This is a genomic window from Stieleria mannarensis, assembly GCF_014154935.1.
GTDB classification, from domain to species: domain Bacteria; phylum Planctomycetota; class Planctomycetia; order Pirellulales; family Pirellulaceae; genus Stieleria; species Stieleria mannarensis.
The window spans coordinates 30,850-50,389 of the sequence record NZ_JACEHH010000049.1; the positions used below are offsets into that span (position 1 = coordinate 30,850).

Annotated in this window: 11 protein-coding genes; 7 read left to right on the forward strand and 4 right to left on the reverse strand. The window is 59.7% G+C overall.

What is annotated here, in order from left to right:
- Positions 1-58 precede the first annotated feature (58 nt).
- Positions 59-811 (forward strand): AraC family transcriptional regulator, encoded by a 753-nt coding sequence (locus H1B37_RS25930; RefSeq protein ID WP_182870189.1) that lies wholly within the window; start codon positions 59-61, stop codon positions 809-811.
- A gap of 550 nt (positions 812-1,361) precedes the next feature.
- Here H1B37_RS25930 and H1B37_RS25935 read toward each other — a convergent pair.
- Positions 1,362-2,144, reverse strand: coding sequence for a GDSL-type esterase/lipase family protein (locus tag H1B37_RS25935; protein WP_182870190.1), 783 nt, complete (start codon positions 2,142-2,144; stop codon positions 1,362-1,364).
- Positions 2,145-2,439: 295 nt separating this feature from the next.
- On the opposite strand from H1B37_RS25935, the gene H1B37_RS25940 reads away from it, so the two are divergent.
- Entirely contained in the window at positions 2,440-5,376 is a 2,937-nt protein-coding gene (locus H1B37_RS25940) for a c-type cytochrome (protein ID WP_182870191.1), read from the forward strand.
- 433 nt (positions 5,377-5,809) lie between these two features.
- Here H1B37_RS25940 and H1B37_RS25945 read toward each other — a convergent pair whose 3' ends face one another.
- The 3 genes from H1B37_RS25945 to H1B37_RS25955 form a co-directional block, all read right to left on the reverse strand.
- Complete coding sequence (locus H1B37_RS25945; protein WP_182870192.1) at positions 5,810-6,703, reverse strand: metallophosphoesterase family protein; 894 nt, start codon at positions 6,701-6,703, stop codon at positions 5,810-5,812.
- 285 nt (positions 6,704-6,988) lie between these two features.
- Entirely contained in the window at positions 6,989-7,804 is an 816-nt protein-coding gene (locus tag H1B37_RS25950) for an endonuclease/exonuclease/phosphatase family protein (RefSeq protein ID WP_182870193.1), read from the reverse strand.
- Positions 7,805-8,120: 316 nt separating this feature from the next.
- Positions 8,121-8,891 (reverse strand): 3-keto-disaccharide hydrolase, encoded by a 771-nt coding sequence (locus H1B37_RS25955; RefSeq protein ID WP_182870194.1) that lies wholly within the window; start codon positions 8,889-8,891, stop codon positions 8,121-8,123.
- Between the two features lie 179 nt (positions 8,892-9,070).
- Between H1B37_RS25955 and H1B37_RS25960 the strand changes: the two genes are divergently transcribed.
- The 5 genes from H1B37_RS25960 (at position 9,071) to H1B37_RS25980 (ending at position 19,419) form a co-directional block, all read left to right on the forward strand.
- The gene (locus tag H1B37_RS25960; RefSeq protein ID WP_182870195.1) at positions 9,071-10,354 is read left to right on the forward strand and encodes a PQQ-binding-like beta-propeller repeat protein; all 1,284 of its coding nucleotides are present in this window, start codon (positions 9,071-9,073) and stop codon (positions 10,352-10,354) included.
- A gap of 39 nt (positions 10,355-10,393) precedes the next feature.
- Positions 10,394-11,011: an ECF-type sigma factor gene (locus H1B37_RS25965; protein WP_182870196.1), complete on the forward strand. Its 618-nt coding sequence runs from the start codon at positions 10,394-10,396 to the stop codon at positions 11,009-11,011.
- A 485-nt stretch (positions 11,012-11,496) separates the two neighbouring features.
- The gene (locus tag H1B37_RS25970; protein WP_182870197.1) at positions 11,497-14,286 is read left to right on the forward strand and encodes a PSD1 and planctomycete cytochrome C domain-containing protein; all 2,790 of its coding nucleotides are present in this window, start codon (positions 11,497-11,499) and stop codon (positions 14,284-14,286) included.
- 10 nt (positions 14,287-14,296) lie between these two features.
- On the forward strand, positions 14,297-15,751 hold the full coding sequence (locus tag H1B37_RS25975; RefSeq protein ID WP_182870198.1) for a DUF1501 domain-containing protein: 1,455 nt from the start codon (positions 14,297-14,299) through the stop codon (positions 15,749-15,751).
- Between the two features lie 524 nt (positions 15,752-16,275).
- Positions 16,276-19,419, forward strand: coding sequence for an error-prone DNA polymerase (locus H1B37_RS25980; protein ID WP_182870199.1), 3,144 nt, complete (start codon positions 16,276-16,278; stop codon positions 19,417-19,419).
- Positions 19,420-19,540 lie beyond the last annotated feature (121 nt).

Below are 19,540 nucleotides of genomic sequence, written 5' to 3' on the forward strand. Positions count from 1 at the left end.
ACTCCTCCCCGCTCCAACCGTCTTGGACGCCTCGGTCGCGTTTTGGTATGTTTTGACCATGAGCGATGGAACTGCGCAAGACTTTCAAGCCGATTTTTTTGCCCGCCATCCGCTGGCGGTGTCGGTCATGGCGTTGTTCGATTCGTTGCCGCAGACGTATTTTTATGCCAAGGACACGGCCAGCCGATTCGTCCGGGTGAACCGGCAATTCCTGGAAAATCACGGCCTGAATTACGAACACGAGGCGATCGGCAAGACCGACCACGACTTTCACCCGCCGCTGATGGCCGAGGCGTACATCAGCGAGGACCGCCGGGTGATGGCCGGCCGCAAACCGGTGCCGGGACAGGTGTGGCTGGTTTTGCACCGCCGCAGCGTGCCGCGTTGGTATGTTTCCACCAAGGCACCGCTGTTTGGTGCCTCCGGCGAGGTGATCGGCATCGCCGGGGCGATGTATCGTATCGAACAGCAAGACGAATTGACCCGGTACCTGCAGGAGCTGCTTCCGGTCGCACGCTACATCGAGCGACACTATGCCGAACCGATTTCGATGAGCGAGATGGCTGAACTGGCGGGCCTCTCCTCGACGCACTTCAATCGCCGGTTTCGACAACTGCTGCGTGTCTCGCCGACGGAGTACCTGCGTTCGGTCCGCGTCCAGGCCGCCCAACACTTGCTGTCGACCACAGCGCGAACACTCGGCGAGATCGCCGTCGACGTCGGGTTCACCGACCAAAGCCACCTCACCCGCCGCTTCCGCGAAGTCACCGGCATGACCCCCGCCGCCTGGCGCAAACGTTTCGTCCGCTAATCAAGCGATTCCCAGCGCACGTTGGTGTTTAGCCTTTAGGCGACTTCCCCCTCGCTGCTTGGAACGTCGATTGTATTAGTGATGGAATCAGTTGCTCTTGTTCCGTGTGTCATCAATGATCACTATGCTCGGTTCGCCAACGGCGATCTACAACTTAGCCTGGGGTGAGACCGGATGAGCCCCAGCGAATCCGGGCGTAACCCCAGGTCCACGCACACCAAGAAACCTTCCCCCCTTTCGATCGGCCGGCGGCAAAGCCGCCGGCCGATCGAAAGGGGGGAGAAGATGGGCTTTCTTTCCTGGGGTTGCGGTCACTTCGCCGCGCTCGTTCCCTGACCCCAGGCTATGGATGTGTATGCCCCTTGGGCAAACGCTTTGGAATGAATTGGGCAGCATAGTGAAACAGCCTTCTGGGCTAACAAAGAAGATCGATGATCACCACTGAGCGGTACTCACCAAAAAGTCGCTCAGTAATACAATCGACGTCCCCCGCAGCGATCGCGCGACCGCCCGGAAGGGCCGTCGTACCCACACCAGCGCACGTTGGAGTTTAGCCTTTAGGCGACTTCCCCCGCTGCTCCTCGGCGAGCGCGCGCAACACGTCATCCAATCGCCGCCGAATCAATTTCGACCACAACTCATACCCTGCGTCATTGAGGTGCAGTCGGTCGTCGACAAACAGCTCAGCCCGCGGCGTGCCGTCGGCTTTCAAGTAGTGACTGGCCGTGGGGATGAAGTACGTGTTGGGCGTCGAAAGTGCGATCTCGCGAAGTCGGGCGTTGACCGCTCGGATTTTCGGCCAAGCGTCGAATCGGCTTTCACAAGGGGTGATTTCGATCAGAAAAAATGGCGCGTCGGGCTGATGCTGCTGTGACACCGCGACGATGTGCCTCGCGAGTGCCTCGATCTGGTCGGGCGTGTGATCGTCTTCTTTTCCGACCACCCCGTTGCCGACGAACATCACGATCGCGCGGTACTGATGAGGCGTGACCAAGCGATCGACGAAAACTGCCATGTCGGTGAACTTGGCCCCGCCATAGCCGCGGCGGATGGTTTGGTACGGCGCCATGTCGACCGCCATCGTTGTCCACCGCCGGATACTGCTGCTGCCGATGAACAAGACCGCGTCAGCCGTGTTCTCCTCGGTGTTGTTCAATTCCTCAAACGCGGCAATGTCTTTGGCCCAACGTTTCTCCGCCGCGTCACGGTAGGGTGCCAGCAAGTCTTCGGAGCTGTCGGTCACCTGCGGCGCCGACTCTTGCGCAGCAAGCTTGGTGGCAATCGATGGTCCAACAAGCAAGCAAGTCATGATCAACAAAAACAATCGCATCATCAATTCAATTTCAATCGTGGAATGGTAAAAGTCATCAGCGGTGTGTTCAGCGCACGTTGGTGTCTAGCCTTGAGGCGACTCCCCTCGCTGGTGCACAGCGAAACGCGACCGCCCGGAAGGGGCGTCCTACCCAAGCCAGCGACACCGGGGTGACTAAAGCCTGGACGCCAGCTCGGCGCCCATCATACTCAAACACCAACCGCCCAGGTCGCGTACTTGCGGGCTGAAAGCACTCGCGCGACGATCGGATCACGTATGCTGTGGAATTATCCCACCTTGCCGAGGCGTTCCAACGATGAATCGGATCCGAATCGCGACTGCTTTCCTGGCCGTGACATTATGTTGCCACGCGGCCACACCGGTCGCAGCCCAAACCACGTTGCCCGACTGGATTTGGGGCAGCGCTGATCGCGCGCCCGGCCAGCAAGTCACGTTGTCCAAAGCCTTCGAAGTTCGCTCCGCCATCGCTCGAGCAACGCTGCATCTGGCCGCGGATTTCACCCGGTGCACCATTCGTTTAAATCGCCGGCCGCTTGCCAAACTGGACGAATACGCTCCGTGGATGCAGTGGGATGTGACCAACCGTCTCGTGACGGGACCCAATCTGGTCTCGCTCGACTGCACCAGCGGCGAAGGTCCCGCCGCAGCGGCGTTCAGCCTTGAAATCATTTACGCGGACGGAGCGGTGCAGAACGTCGTCAGCGGCGATGACTGGAAAACACGCCACGGCGCGGCATTCTCCTTGGGCACCGTCGCCCGGCAGTACTGGAACGTTTCAGACCTGGCCAAGATCTCCCCGCTGGAGGATTACGAACAGTGGCGGCGTGCCAGCGGTGCGGACGTGGGAACCGATCCCGCGACCTTCGTGACGGAGCCCGGTTTTCAAGTCGACTTGATCCGCTCGGCGACCGCCGACGAAGGATCCTGGGTCAGCATGGCGATGGATTCGCAAGGACGCATCACGATCGCGCGCGAAGACAAGGGGCTGCTGCGGATGACGCTCTCGCCGGACGGCAAACACGTCCGACAGGTCGAAACGATCAATGACGAATTGCTGGAATGCCGTGGGTTGCTCTATGCCTATGACAGCCTGTATGCCAACGCGAACAATTCCAAAGGCCTGTATCGCTTGCGTGACACCGACAATGATGATCGGTTCGACCAAGTCGAACTGCTGCGTGAATTCCCGGGGCAGGTGGGGCATGGCAGGAACGATCTGGCGCTGGGGCCGGACGGCCTGATTTATTCGATCCACGGTGATTCAGTCGAACTTGCGGTCGATAACATTGATGACCTCACGTCGCCACTGCGTGCCGCCCGTCGAGGACAGCGTTCTGAAGAAGGCCATTTGATCCGCACCGATCGCGACGGATCGAATTGGGAACTGGTCGCTTCGGGATTGAGAAACCCGTTCGGAATCGATTTCAATGACGACGGGGAAGTGTTCACTTACGACGCCGACAATGAATACGACATGGGCTCGCCCTGGTATCGCCCGACTCGGATCGTGCAATTGATTTCCGGGGGCGATTACGGATGGCGGCGGAAAACCAATGGACATTGGCCGCCCTATTTTCCCGATCACAGCGACAACGCACTGCCCACCGTCGACGTCGGCAAAGGATCCCCGACGGCGGTCAAATCCGGTCGACGCAGTTCTTTCCCCCCGCATTACCGACAAGCGATCTTTGCGCTCGATTGGGCCTATGGTCGTATCCTGGCCTGCCACCTTGCTCCACGTGGTGCCGGTTACGCCTGTCGCGTCCATACCTTTCTCGCCGGACGCCCCCTGAATGTGACCGACTTGGACTTCGATGCCAACGGGGACATGTTCGTGATCACCGGCGGGCGCAAGACCAAATCGGCGCTTTATCGGATTCGCTACGTCGGTCCTGAAACAAAAAGCCAGCAACCGACAACACAGCAAATCGAGCGACAGCTCTATTCGCAAACCTCTCGTGAAAGACGCCGATCCCTTGCTTCATTTCATGAGCAACGACCCGTCAAAACTCTCTCACAGACATGGCGCCACCTCGATCACCCCGACCCCGTGATTCGCAACACGGCGCGAGTCGCGATCGAACACCAACCGGTCGAGCGGTGGAGAGACATGGCGATCGCCGAGGTTTCGCCCGAGCGCGCCGCGACGGCATTGTTGGCACTCGCACGCTCCCGGCGACCTGCCGATCATCGCGTCGTCTTGCAGCGATTGGACGCAATGGACGTTGAGAAGCTAACGGGATACGGGAAACTGTCCGTGCTGCATGCGTATCGCCTGACGCTTCGAAATGCGTCGCTCGATGCAGAAGTCATCGATTCGACACATCAGCGGTTGCTCCGGTGGCTGTCGTCGGAAACCGTCTCGACGGTCGCTCCGCTGGGCAGCGGAGCCTCGGTGCGAGAGGAACTGGCAAGATTGATCGCCGACCGAGAGGTTCCCGGTGCCGTCACCCCGTTGATCGAAATGCTGCGCACCGCTCAAGGCCAGCGCGAACGGATGAACGCCCTGTCCATGCTGTGCCATCAACCGGAGGGATGGACGATAGGCGACAGAACGTTGTTCTTCGAAGCCTTGGGCGAATTGGAGCGGACGGCGTTTTCCGGAGCCGGAATGCCCGGCCGGCTGAAACAGATCCGCGACCATGCCATCGGGCACCTGTCGACCGAAGAACGCGAAACACTCGGGGCATTGATTCAGCCGGCGACGCTCGACGAGACGCTCGTCAAGAAGGTGTTGCGTCCGCATGTTCGAAACTGGACGCTTGATGAACTGGTCAATGCGATGAAAGAATTCGCCCCCCCGGGCGATGCACGTCGTGGCGAAACATTGTTCGGCGAGGTCTTGTGTGCGTCGTGCCATCGTGTCGCCGGTCGCGGCGGTGTTCTCGGTCCCGACCTGTCCTCCATCGCCGCCCGCTTTAGCACCCGCGACATCCTTGCGTCCATCGTCACACCGTCGGACGTGATCGCCGATAAGTACCGTAGTGTTCAAGTTGTGACAACCGATGGAAGAATCGTCAGCGGGCAAATCATCACCGGCGGGGACTACCGATCGTCGACGCTGCGACTGGCGACCGACCCGCTTGACCCGGCAAAGGTCATCGAAATTCCAAAGCAGGACATCCAACTGCACCGTCCGTCAGACGTTTCGCCGATGCCCGAGGGACTGCTCGACACGCTCACGGCTGCCGACATCGCGGATCTGCTTGCTTTTCTGACCCAACAGCACTAATCCTCCCTGGAAGAGGTGACGCGGATTTATAAATCCTTGATTCCAAGGTTTTCTTGCAAATATCTCTGGCCGCCCTGAACCACAGGGAGGTCGATTGCCCACGGATGGCAGCGCGAACCCGCGGATCCCAGACTGCATCACATCCGTGGGTTCGCGCTGCGATCCGTGGGCTTTTTCGGTTCCTGCAGACCTCCTGTCCGAACGCTCCACCTCAACGCAAGCTTCCTGCCAAGGGGAGTGAAGCGTGCAAACGCCTCGTCTCTCCGAGCTTAAAAACCGCACGACCTCTGGAAGGGAGCGTGTCTTCAAGAATTCGAAGTCTACGCATCTTAACGTGATGCGGATGGCGTCGAGCACAGCGACGAGAGGGTCACTTTCAACAGGACAACCCATTCTGAACGCGGTGATGCATCTCCACCCCGCAACACAAACGTCACACAAACTCTCGGCTGGCCTGGTTGCGAAATCCTCTCACGCGGATCGTGCCGTCTTGTCGAATCTCCATCGTGGAGTACCCGTTGTTTTCTTCTCCAGCCCCTTCGACCATCGCCACAAGCGTGCAGTAGTGGATGCCGCCGATCTCTTTGAGATCGTTTTGGTGGCTATGCCCTTGAAACACCGCCAGCACGTTTCCCGACGCTTCCAGAATCCGTCGCACGTCAGCGTTGTTCTTCACCCCGTGATTGTTGCTGACGTCCAAACGCTGATGCGCCAGCACGATGGTCCGGTTGTCCGTCGCGGCCAAGTCCGATGCCAACCAATCCAGCTCTTCTTGGGGCACATTCGCGTCGGTCCAGTGAAAGTTCTTTCGGCCGTACGGCTGCCCGTCAGCGCGAAAGCAGGAATCCAGAACGACGAAGTGGAATCCGTTGCGGTCGAACGAGTAGTACGACTTGGATTGCCCGACCGCACCCAGGAACTCGTCTTTCTTGAGCGTGTCGACACAGTGGTTGCCCAGCACATAATGCCGGTCGTCGCAAATCGCCGAGAACTCTCGGTTGACGGTCGCGAGATACCGCTGCTCGGTTTCGACCGTTTCGGCCGCGTCGATCAAATCGCCAAGCTCGACCAGCACATCGATTTGTTGGCGGCGAAACTCAGCCGCCGCTTCGGCAAGTTTCACCAGCGTTTCACGATAGTGTCGCGTGCCTGCGGGCGGCTTGTCCGCGTAATGCAAATCGGTGACCAATCCGACTCGCAATCCAGCGCGATCGTCATCGGCAAACAGCGCGTCGGAAAACAACGCCGTGCTGGAAAGCGTCCCGGTTGCCAGCACAAGCGTGCCGTTACGAAGTACCGCCCTGCGGCCGAGTCGTTCAATCATCATTCTGCCATGCCTCCTGCGATTCTCACCAAGTTGACAGGGCTCCGTGGTCGGGTGGAGAGGTAGGAAGATTTTGGAGGTAGGAAAATTGATTCAATCAAATGGATCGTGCGTTTCAAAATCTTCTTACCTCCGAAATCTTCTTACCTGATTACCGCTGAATTAAAAAGAGTAACCGCTTTGAATGACACCAGCGATTGCAGCGTTCCTTTTGACTTAGGCCCCGTTCCATTCGAGGCCGCTTTCATTTGCGTGCGCCCCGCAATTTGACGCAGCCCAGATTCAGCCTCAGCCGTCCGACCTGGCCGACAATTCCACGACCGAGAAAAACGCCCGATGATCCGAGGCCACTGCCTCGTCCAGCACCCGCGTCTCGATGACTCGCCAACGGCTTTGCGGACGAAAAAGGATGAAATCGATTTGTCGTGTCGGTTTTGCAACCGGAATCGTCGGCAATGCGACGTCGCTGACCCGCGTCCAGTGCGTCTCCAACCGCGTCAATGTCCGACTGCCTGCAACATCGTTCAAATCACCCATCAACAGCATGGGCTGTTCGCCAGACGACTGCTCGCGACTGGCGATCCACTGCTCGATCGCCGCCGCGGACGCGAATCGTTCCCGGTCGTCGCGGCGATGATCAAAATGCGTCGCCCACACCGCGATCGGCATCGCCGCCGACGGCACCTGAATCTCCGCTTCGATCACACCACGTTGCTCGCCATCATCAATGTTCGGCAGCAGATGATTCTGGTGGCGACGAATCGGGAACCGTGACAGGATGGCGTTCCCGTAGTGTCCGCCCTGTAAATCGATGTTCGCGCCAAAGACGACGTCCATCTTGGTTAACCGGGCCAGTTGCTGCGGTTGGTCGACCGAGCCGCTACGGCTGACATTTTGATCGACTTCTTGCAACGCGACAATGTCCGGATTGACGGACGAGATCACCCGCGCGATCCGCTCCACGTCCAACTTTCCGTCCACGCCCTCGCCGTGGTGAATGTTGTAGCTGAGCACACGCAGTCGAACGGGACCGTCCGCGGGGGCATCGGTTGCGACCAGCATGGCCGCACAAAGGGCAATCAGAAGGAGTCGAATTCGGAACATTTCGAGATTAAAAAACAATGCCAGCGGGACGCGTCAGCGAGCGGCCCGCGTAAGGACGGTATGTCAAAGAAGATGGCAAACTGATACGGGGCAGAATGATGGAGCAAAAATGCCAGCGGGACGCGTTAGCAAGCGGCCCGAGTATGGAAGGCATGTCGAGGGAGTTGGCAAAACGATGGGGGCAAAACAATACGAGGCGAAACAATGAGAGATGATAGTCGGGGCAACAAAGCAATGGCAGTCACGCAAGCGATTCGACAGATCGGCCGCCCCCCATCGTTCTGCCCCCATCGTTTTGCCCCACTCGAACGCCCTATCAAAAATCCGTCTCCGCTTCATCCAGCACCAATTCTTTGATCCAAGCATTGCGATAGCGCACATCATGGCCCTCGCATTGAAGCTTCAACCCTTGCGGTGAATCGGTGATGCCGAACCCGTTGTCATTCCCGCCGTCGACCCCCGAATTTGGACCGCCCCAGACTTTATTGATCGTTTGATTGACGTGCACCTTTTGACCGTTGAAGTACATTGTCACCATCGGTTTCTCCACCAGCGTGCCGTCCTTGAAACGCGCGGCGCGAAAGACGATGTCATAGGCGTTCCATTTTCCGACCCCGTTGTAGGCGTGGTAGGGCGACTCGGTTTCATTGATCACCGCACCCATGCCGTGTTTTGATTTGTCACCGTCGAGCACCTGAATCTCGAATCGGTTTTGCAGATACACGCCGCTGTTGCCGCCGGGTTTCATGATCAGGAATTCGATGTGCAATCGGAAATCCCGGTACGGCTTTTTGGTCACGATATCGGCCGTCCCGTACTTGCCTCCGTCGGCCGCCCGGTCATCGGTCATCACACAGGTCCCACTGTCGACCGGATCATCGACAATTTTCCATTTGATCGGCAACGAGGAACTGAACCGCGGACCCTCCCAATACGTCCATTTTTCGTCCAACATTTTGCGGGTGCCATCGATGATGACCTCCGCACCGTCAATCGGCTTGGCGCCGACACCGACGTGATCGGCGGACCAACCGACCGAGGCGAGTAACGCGAGGGGTAGAAACAGCAACGCGTGAATGGATTTCATGATGAAGTGCGAGGGTGGGATGGCAGGAGGGAACGGGAGGGAAAACGTGAAGGGGCGTCATTCTACTACGTTCCGCGAGCGCCGGGCATCGCTTTTTGCGTTCCGATCGGCCAGCCATTAAACTTTGCCCTGCGTTTCGCGTCCGTCATCTGATCCAGCATCCAACCGGGCCACGTCCAATGCGTCGCTACACAGTCGTCGTTTCCAGTGCAGCGTTTTTCTGCTTCCTGTGTCTGTGCCAGGGATTCATCGGCGGAGACGAGGCGACGGCGGGCGACTGGTCGCAATTCCGCGGAACCAACGTCGACGGCGTGGCCTCAACGGGCGACTATCCGACCGAGTGGTCGGCCACCGAGAACGTTCGTTGGTCCGTCGCCTTGCCGCAACCCGGCAACGGCAGCCCGATCGTGGTCGACGGCAACGTTTTCGTCTGCAGCGTCGAAGACCCCAAAGGCCTCGCCCGCAGCCTGCTTTGCTTTGATGCCGACAACGGCCGTCAACGTTGGTCTCGGACGGTGACGCTGGCCGAAGAAATGCCGACCCACAAGACCAACCCCTACGCCGGCGGAACGCCCGCCAGCGATGGGAAACGCGTCGTCGTTTGGCACGCCACGGCCGGCCTGCACGCGTACAACATGAACGGCGCCCCGCTTTGGTCGCGCGACTTGGGCGAGTTTCGACACATGTGGGGTTATGGATCCAGCCCGATCATCGTCGGCGACCGCGTGATCTTGAACTCCGGCCCCGGCAAGCAAGTCTTCGTCGCGGCATTCGACATCGATTCGGGGGAAACGCTGTGGCGGCACGACGAACCGGTCGCCGGCGACGGAGAGCGGAACGCGGAAGGGAAGTACATGGGCACGTGGTCAACGCCGGTGCCGATCCAACGCGACGGACGGCCGTTGGTCGTCGTCGCGATGCACGAACGGATCTTAGCCCTCGATGTCCAAACCGGCGTCGTCGAATGGTTCTTTCGCGTTGAAAGCGATCGTGGCGACCTGGCCTACAGTTCACCGATCATCCAAGGCGACCTCTGCGTGTTCAATGCCGGTTTCAAAGGCCCCACGGTGGCGTTTGAAATGAAAGGCCAAGGCGATATCACCGGCCAGCAACTCTGGCGGACCGAAAACAATCCCCAATCCATCGGCACCGGCATCATCCGAGACGGACTTGTCTATCGCTTGGGCGCCGGCCCCAACCTGATCGAATGCCTGGACCTGAAATCGGGAACGACGCAGTGGCAACAACGCAATAAAGCCGCGTTCTGGGGCTCCATCGCCTTGGCCGGTCAAACCGCTTATGCCACCGACCAATCCGGCAACACGATCGTGTTTCGGCTGTCACCGGACCAGTTTGTTCCGATCGCACAGAACCCGCTGGACGATTCCAGCAACGCGACGCCCGCGCTCGCCGCCGGCAGGATCTACTTGCGGACGAATCAAAAACTGTGGTGCGTCGAGTGATCCGATTGCCGTTTCGCACACCGAATCAGGCCGGCGCCGATGTCTGAACCATCCAACGTCACCGGCTGGATCGACCAAGTCAAAGACGGCAACTCCGTCGCGGCGGTCGAATTGTGGCATCACTACTACGACCGCCTGATCCGAGCCGTCCGCAACCGCCTGCGGGGACAGAACCGCGCCGCGTCGGACGAAGAGGACATTGTCGTCAGCGTGTTCGAAAGCTTCTACCGGGCGGCGGGCCAAGGCCGGTTCCCCGAAATGTCCGACCGCGACGACCTCTGGCGACTGTTGCTGAAGATGTCGGCGCGAAAGGTGATCGACAAACGAAGACGCGAACACCGACAGCGCAGAGGCGCCGGCGATCAGCCCCGTTCGCTGGCGACCGGCCGCGGAGACGAAGATGCGATCATCGACGTGATCGGCGACCAGCCGACTCCGGAAATGGTCGCGATGATGACCGAATCCCTCGAGCGACTGCTCGCACGTCTCGGCCAAGGCCAGATGCGGGAGATCGCGGTTGGGAAAATGGAAGGCTTCTCCAACGCCGAACTCGCCACACGTTTGAACTGTTCCGAGCGGACGATCGAACGCCGGCTGCACCTGATCCGCGAAACCTGCCAACAGCAGTTGATGAACGAGAATGAGTCGCCGCACTGAGACCGACCCGCCATTGAGCTTCAGGGAGTGTTGAAAAAGAAGAAGAATGGGTCAAAAAATGGGTTGGTCAAAAAATGCAGCGTGGACGTCGACTCAACTTTCGAAACCCTCCTGGCAGGAGAAGTCGAGCGCAGTGGGGGCATAGGCATCAAGTTAAGACGAAACCCTCCCTGGCAGGGAGGGTCGAGCGTAGCGAGGGGAGGGTCGATCGGTGGTGTTTGAGCGAACCCGCGGCACAGCGAACCCTCCCCGATGTCCCCAGTCTTCAACCACTCGCGATTGCCCCATTTTTTGACCAACATCTCCCACCTCCCCATCTCCCACCTCCCCATTTTTTGACCACCCCATTTTTTGACCCACACATCTCCCGACCTCCGCATCTCCCGACCTCCGCCAACCGCCCCCCCACCGATCCGAAACAACTATCCTATCAATACGTTCGGCCCCCCGATCCACACGCAATCGAAGCGAGCGGTGAAGTCTTCATGAGTGCATTCTGGAAGGACATTCTGCTGCAATCGCGGTCACGCGCGTTGGCGCTATCGGTGTGCCTTTGCCTCTCTCTGCAGGTCACCAGCGCGAACGTCGCGGCAATCGATTTCCAGCGTGACATCGAGCCGATCTTCCAAAACCATTGCATCGACTGCCACGGCCCGGAGGAACAGGCCAATCAGTTCCGACTCGATCGGTTGGCCAACCTGCTTTCCGGCGGCAACTCGGGCGAACCGGCCGTCGTGCCGGGCGACCCGGACGCCAGCTATCTGTTACGGCTAATCAAACACGAAGAACCCGACCGGGAAATGCCACCCGACGGCAAGTTGTCTTCCGACGAAATCGAATTGATCCGGGGGTGGATCGCCGACGGCGCGAGGACTCCGGCCAGCTACGGTCCGGCGAAGGAAACCATCCAGCTGGATCATTGGTCGTTCCGACCGCTCCATCGCCCCCGCGTCCCGGCCGGCAACAGCGCCGCGATCGATTGGTTGATCCACCGCAAGCTTGACCAGAACGGCTTGCAACCGTCACCGGCTGCGGACCGTCGCACCTTGATCCGCCGACTTTCTCTCGTGATGACCGGGCTGCCACCGACACCCGAGGATGTCACGACCTTCCTTCGCGACGACCGACCCGACGCCTGGCAGCGACTGGTCGATCGCACCCTCAGCAGCGAACACTACGGCCAGCGCTGGGCCAGTCACTGGTTAGACCTGGTACGTTTCGGCGAAACCAACGGGTTCGAAACCAACCGCGAACGCCCCGACGCTTGGCCCTACCGCGACTGGGTCATCGATTCATTGAACGAAGACAAACCGTACGACCAATTCGTCCGCCGACAGATCGCCGGCGATGCCCTGGGCGACGACGTCGGCACGGGATTCCTGGTCGCCGGTCCACACGACATTGTCAAAGGCAAGGATCCGAAACTCGGACTCGTTCAACGCATGAACGAACTGGACGACATGATCAACACGACCGGCACGGCCTTTCTCGGGCTGACGACCGGCTGCGCCCGTTGCCACAATCACAAATTCGATCCGATCAGCCAACGTGATTACTACGCGATGCAAGCCGTCTTCGCCGGAGTGCATCACGGCAGTCGGTCGTTGACTCCATCGCGTGAAACGAAACAGCAACTTGCGAAACTTGATGCCGAGATTGCCGACCTGACCGAAAAACTGAAACGGTTTCTGGCTGACGAATCGACTTCGAACTCCATGCCACGTCCGGCGGTGAATGCCGTCAGCAACGAAGAGCGCTTCGAGCCACGTTTGGCGAGCGTGGTGCGATTCACGATTAAAAAAACATCGGGCGGCCAAGCCTGCATCGATGAATTGGAGATTTACTCCGGGGATCGAAACGTCGCCCTGGCAAGCTCCGGCGCCAAAGCGACCTCGTCCGGCGACTTCAAACATCCGCTGCACAAGCTGCGTCACATCAACGACGGACAATACGGCAACGCCCGCAGTTGGATCGTCGATTCGGTTTCCGGAGGCTGGGTGCAAATCGAATTCGCCAAACCGACCGTGATCGATCGCATCGTCTGGGGACGCGACCGCCAGAAGAAATACTCCGATCGTTTAGCCACCGTCTATCACATCGAAGCCGCCGACGGAGAAAACAACTGGGTGCCGCTCGCCTCCTCCGACGACCGTCGACCCTTCAAAGGCGTCCGTTCGAACACGCCGACGTACCAATTCGAAAGTCACCCCGAGGCCGATGCGGCGCAGGGGCGGGCCTGGCTGAATCGTCTCCGTCAGGCGCGGTCGGGTAAATCGTCGCTCGAAACGTCTGCACAGGTCTACGCCGGAACCTTTTCCCAACCCGGCAAAACCTACCGCTTGTACCGTGGAGAACCCGACGCGCCTCGGGAACCGGTCGGCCCCGACACGATCGACGTGTTCGGATCGTTGAACCTGAACGAAGACGCCCCCGAACAGTCGCGTCGCTTGGCCTTGGCCGACTGGATCACCGATGCCACCAACCCGCTCACGCCTCGCGTGATCGTCAATCGGATTTGGCAGTTTCATTTCGGCACCGGAATCGTCGACACGCCCAGCGACTTCGGCCACAACGGTGCCCGGCCCAGCCATCCCGAATTGCTGGATTGGCTGGCCAGCGAACTGATTCAGCATGATTGGTCACTCAAGCACATTCATCGCTTGATCTTAAACTCCCACACCTGGCGACAAAGCAATCGGCCGGTCGCGGCGGCGATGACCGTCGATGCCGATTGCCGATTACTGTGGCGATTCCCGCCGCGACGCTGCGATGCCGAAACGATCCGCGATTCCATCCTGACCGTCAGTGATTCGCTTCGTCACGACGCCGCTGGCGGTCCCGGGTTCAGCGCCTTTGCCGTCCAGTTGGAAAACGTGCGCCACTACCATCCCAAACAAGACTACGGCCCGGACGACTGGCGGCGGATGATTTACATGACCAAAGTGCGGCAGGAGAAAGACCAGGTGTTCGGCGTCTTTGATTGCCCCGACGCCAGCATGGTCGTTCCCCGGCGAAGTCGCTCGACAACGCCACTGCAAGCACTCAACTTGCTCAACAGCCGATTCGTCATGCAGCAAGCCGGCCGCTTCGCGAAACGGCTCGAACGCGAATCCGATTCGACGTCACGACGAGTCACGCTCGCCTGGCAATGGTGCTTCGGTCGGCCGCCAAGTGAAGAAGAGTTGTCCGACAGCGCCGCATTCATCGGCCAACAGGGGCTGACGCAATTCACCCGCGCGCTTTTGAACTCCAACGAGTTTGTGTTGATCCCCTAATCGAGTTCCCATGAAACCCGCTTTCGACCGACGACAGTTTCTCTCGCAGACCGCCAGCGGTTTGGGAAGCATCGCGCTGGCCAGTTTGCTGCAACAGAACCTTGCCGCCGACGCCGCTCCGATTCGACCCAAGATCGATCCGGCGCGCCCCTTCGCCGCGCGAGCGACGCATCATCCGCCGGCGGCGAAAAACGTCCTGGTCATCTTTTGCTCCGGGGCGTGCAGCCAAATCGATACGTTCGACTACAAACCTGAACTGGTCAAACGCCACGGCCAACCGATGCCCGGCGCCGATAATCTGGTCACCTTTCAAGGCCAACAAGGCATGCTGACTAAGAGCCCGTGGGAATTCAAACCGCGTGGCGAGTCCGGGAAAATGGTTGCCGATCTCGTGCCGCAACTGGGCGAGCTGGCCGACGACATGTGCTTCATCCACTCGCTGACCGGCAAGACCAACACGCACGGCCCGGGCGAAAACTTCATGTCCACCGGTTACACGCTGGACGGTTTTCCCAGCATGGGCGCCTGGACCACTTGGGCATTGGGAACCGAAAACGAAAACCTGCCCGCCTACGTCGCCATCCCCGATCCCCGTGGGACGCCCCAATCAAGCGTCAACAATTGGGGGCCGGGATTCCTGCCCGCAGCCTTTCAAGGGACCCAGTGGAGTGCGAACAAGCCGCTGGGCAATCTGGCGATTCCCGCCGGCACGAGTGAAAAAACCGATCGCGCCACCCGTCGCTTTTTGAAACGGTTGAACGAGCGACATCTGGAACAATTCCCCGGCGATGCCGAACTCGCCGCGCGGATCTCCAGCTATGAACTCGCCGCGAAAATGCAACTGTCCGTCCCCGAGGTCACCGACCTGTCCAGCGAGTCCAAGACGACGCTCCGTGAATACGGCGCCGACGACTCCGAGAACACGTTGAAAGCCCAATTCGCCAAGAACTGCATCCTCGCCCGGCGTCTGATCGAAAAAGGCGTGCGGTTCGTCCAGCTGTTCAACGGCGCCTACCAAACCGGCGGCGAAGGCGTCAGCAACTGGGACGGCCACAAGAAGATTCACGAGCAATACAGCAAACACGGCCCGGTGCTCGACCAACCCTGTGCCGCACTGCTCCGCGATCTAAAACGACGCGGACTTTTGGAAGACACGTTGGTGGTGTGGACCACCGAGTTCGGCCGGATGCCGACGTTTCAAAAAGGAGCCAGCGGACGGGACCACAACCCCGATGGCTTCACCGCCTGGATGATGGGGGCCGGAGTCAAAGCGCCGTACAGCTATGGCGCCACGGACGAATTCGGGTACAAGGCAGTGGAAAACGTCACCACCGTCTACGATTTCCACGCCACGATCCTGCACCTGTTGGGCCTCGACCACCGTCGGCTGACGTTCTATCACAACGGATTCGAGCGTCGTCTGACCGATGTCCACGGCTCGGTCATCCGCCCGATTTTGGCATGAAGCAGCAAGCAGCCTTTCCACCAGTTAAGACAAAACCCTCCCTGGCAGAGGTCGTGCGGTTTTTAAGTCGATGTTCGTAAAGGGTTTTCTTCACGCTCCCCCTGGGCATTGGCGGCTACCCAAATCCTCAAGCACGACTGCCGGCCGGCGTCAAGAGAATTCGGCCAAAGGCCGTTTACACCCATAGCCTTGGGCATCGCCCAAGGTCTCTCAGGAATACCGAGTTCGATTGGCCAACGGCCATAAACAAAAGCTGATTCTGTCTATGGCCGTTGGCCAATTCGGAGAATGTTGCGTCCGGTTTTCCTGGGGCGGCGCGGCCTTGCTGACGCTCGGACCGCTTGCCCCAGGCTACGGATTTGCATGCCCTTCAGGCAACGAGACTTGTGTCGACCCAAAATCCCTTTGGGAGGGGCGAGCACAGCGGGAGGAGGGTCGCTTGTCTCGTTCCCGGGCTCCACCAAGGGACCAAGCCAAGCAAGCCCTTCGTTGCCCGATCACCGGTCGGCGTCTACAGTTGCCCCATGCACTACGTCGAACTCCACTGCAAAAGCAACTTCTCGTTCCTGTGCGGAGCCTCCCATCCGGACGAGCTTGTCACCCGGGCGGCGGATCTCGGCTATGGCGGGATCGCCTTGACCGATTCGGAAACGCTCGCCGGCGTAGTGCGTGGATTCGGTGCCGCCCGCGATCTGGATTTCAAGTACATCGTCGGTGCCGAAGTTCACCCGATCGACGCACCTTCGATGGTCCTGTGGCCGACCGATCGAGCCGCCTATGGACGCCTCTGCCAGCTGCTCTCGCGAGGACGATTGCGCTGCGAAAAAGGCCACTGCGAATTGCACTGGTCCGACATCGTTGAATTCAGCGAAGGCATGATCGCCGGCGCGTTTTCATCGCCCCCTAACGGGGCGTCAGAATCTGTGCCGGACGCCGCCCGCAAGCGTCCGGACCTGAATTTGAAATTCCTCCGCGATGACTTTCGCAAACAGTTCCAAAATTCCGCCTACCTGCTGTGTTCGCTGCATCACGGTGTCGACGATCGCGACCTGCTTCGTCAAATGCACACGCTGTCGCTGCAATCCGGCGTGCCCTTGGTGGCGTCGGGAAACGTTTATTATCATACGCCCGATCGGATGCTGATGCACGACTGCGTGACCGCGATTCGCAACGGCGCGAGCATCGACCAGGTGCACGAGCAACGTTTTGCCAACAGCCAACACCATCTGCGACCGCTTGCCGAAATCGCCGAACTGTTCCGCGACGTTCCCGAAGCCATCGAGCGAACGGTGCAGATCGCCCGGCAATGCACGTTCAGCTTGTCCGAGTTGCGATACGAGTACCCCCAAGAGATCGCTCCACCGGGAATGACGTTGGTGGAACATCTCAAACGGTTGACCTGGGAAGGTGCCAAGCAGCGTTGGCCCGGCGGCGTCCCGCAACGCGTCATCGAACTGCTGAAGCACGAAATCGAGCTGATCCAGGAATTGCACTACGAAGCGTATTTCTTGACCGTCTGGGACATGGTTCGCTTTGCCCGCAGCCGAAACATCCTGTGCCAGGGCCGCGGCAGCGCCGCCAACTCGACCGTTTGCTATTGCCTGGGAATCACCAACGTCGATCCCAGCCAAACGGACTTGCTGTTCGAACGGTTCATCAGCCGCGAACGCAACGAAGCCCCCGACATCGACGTCGATTTCGAACATCAGCGGCGCGAGGAGGTGCTGCAATACTTGTACGACAAATACGGTCGCGACCGAGCCGGCATGACGGCCACCGTCACGACCTATCGTGGCAAGAGTGCGATTCGTGAAGTCGGAAAGGCACTCGGTTTGTCTGCCGATCTGATCGATTCGCTGTCCAAGATCGCGGGCAGCTATCGCGCCGACGACGCGCTGCCGACCGGGATGTCCGAATGTGGTTTGGATCCCGAATCCCCGCTCGGCCAGCGTTTCAGCTACCTCGTCCGCACGTTGATGGGATTTCCGCGTCACCTGTCCCAGCACGTCGGTGGGATGGTGATGTCCGCGGGACGGCTTTGTGAGTTGTGCCCGATCGAAAACGCCGCCATGCCGGGCCGGACCGTGATCCAGTGGGACAAGGACGACCTGGATGAACTGGGGATTCTGAAAGTGGATGTGCTCGCGCTGGGCATGTTGTCAGCGATCCATCGCTGCTTTGACTTGGTCGCCGATCACTACGGAGACACCTGGTCGCTGTCCACGCTGCCTCACGGCGACACGCCGACCTATGACATGATCTGTCGCGCCGACACGATGGGCGTCTTTCAAATCGAAAGCCGCGCCCAAATGAGTATGCTGCCGCGTCTGCGACCGCGCTGTTTCTATGACCTGGTGATCGAAGTCGCGATCGTCCGCCCCGGACCGATCCAAGGCGACATGGTTCACCCGTTTTTAAAGGCCCGCGAAAACCCCGATGCCGTCGTCTACCCCAACGATGCCATTCGTGAGGTCTTGAAAAGAACTCTCGGCGTCCCGATCTTTCAAGAACAAGCGATGCGGCTGGCCGTCGTCGCCGCGGGATTCACACCCGGCGAAGCCGACCAGCTCCGCCGCGCGATGGCGGCCTGGCGACGCCCCGGCGTGATCGACAAGTTTCGGATCAAGCTGCTCGAAGGGATGCAGAAAAACGGGCTGACCGGAAAGTTCGCCGAACAGGTCTTCAATCAGATTCGTGGCTTCGGCGAATACGGCTTCCCCGAATCCCACGCCGCCAGCTTCGCGTTGTTGGTTTATGCGTCGTGTTACTTGAAGTGCCATTATCCGGCCGCCTACTGTTGCGCACTACTGAACAGCCAACCGATGGGGTTTTACGCGCCGGCACAACTGATCACCGACGCCAAAAACCACGGCGTGCGAATCCTTGCCGTGGACGTCAACCACAGCGACTGGGAATCGACGCTCGAGCCCGATCCTAACCGCAGCGGGCCGGCGGTTCGATTGGGACTGGGCACGGTGCGTGGGATGCGCGCCGAAGCGGCCGACCAGATCGTCGCGGCGCGGCGGCAAGGGGGCCCGTTCGGCGACATCGCCGAACTCGGGCGACGCGCCGGAATCGGCCAGCCCGAGATCTCGCTGCTGGCCGATGCCGACGCACTGTCCGGCATCGCGGGCGACCGCCGCGCGGCGATCTGGCAATCACTCGGGCAATCCGGCAAACCCGGCGAGGCGCCGCTGCTGGACGACGTCGATGACGATGAAGCTCTGCCCGAAGACCTGATCCCGATGTCACCGCTGGAAGAGGTCTACGCGGATTACAACACGACGGGATTGAGTCTGAAAGCCCATCCGATGTCGTTCGTGCGCGAGCAGCTCCATCAGATGCGCTGCGTGACGTCGGCCCAATTGCCGGACCTTCGCGACGGCCGGCACGTCCGCATCGCCGGACTGGTGTTGTTGCGACAGCGGCCTGGGACCGCCAAAGGGATCACGTTCGCAACTCTGGAAGACGAAACGGGGACGGTCAATCTGGTGATTTTCCCCAAGGTCTGGGAGCGATTTTTTAAGGTCGCCAAGACCAGCAATGCCTGGCTGGTCGACGGCAAGCTGGAAAATCGCAGCGGCGTCATCCATGTGATCACCGGCCGCATCACCGACCTGTCCTCCCAGGTCAGCGGCCTCAAACTCCGCAGCCGCGACTTCCACTAACACAAGTGGGATAGGCTTCCAGCCTGTCGATCTCACGTCGTAGCGGAACTCGCCAAGAGTTTCGCTCCGTCCCCTTTTCGCTCACGCGTCGACACTAGCATGATCGAATCGACTTCGGAAT